This window comes from Streptomyces sp. 4F14, assembly GCF_048159485.1.
Taxonomy (GTDB): Bacteria; Actinomycetota; Actinomycetes; order Streptomycetales; family Streptomycetaceae; genus Streptomyces.
In genome coordinates, this window is record NZ_JBLRVY010000156.1 from 1 (window position 1) to 420 (window position 420).

Here is a 420-nt window from a genome sequence, read left to right on the forward strand (position 1 = left end):
CGGGGCTGGGCCTGGTGGAGGTGGGTGCGGCACTGGTGTCGACCCGGGCGAGTCTGGAGCATCGTGCGGTGGTTCTGGGCACCGGGCGGGACGAGTTGGTCGCCGGGCTGACCGGGCTGGCTGCCGGGGAACTTGGCGCGGGTGTGGTGACGGGGGCGGCCGGTCAGGGCGGCAGGACGGCGTTTTTGTTCACGGGTCAGGGTGTGCAGTGGGTGGGGATGGGGCGGGGGTTGGTGGGGGAGTTTCCGGTGTTTGCTGAGGCGTTCGGGGAGGTGTGTGCGGGGTTTGAGGGGTTGTTGCCGGGGTCGTTGGCAGAGGTGGTGTTCGGGGGTGGTGAGGATTTGTTGAGGGAGACGGGGTGGGCGCAGCCGGCGTTGTTCGCGTTCGAGGTGGCGGTGTTCCGGTTGTTCGCGTCGTGGG

At 69.5% G+C, this 420-nt stretch carries 1 protein-coding gene; it reads left to right on the forward strand.

The genetic code is table 11. The features are described from left to right. Nucleotides 1-420: acyltransferase domain-containing protein (locus tag ACLZOT_RS50095; RefSeq protein ID WP_416976001.1), on the forward strand; the 420-nt coding region annotated here is incomplete at both ends.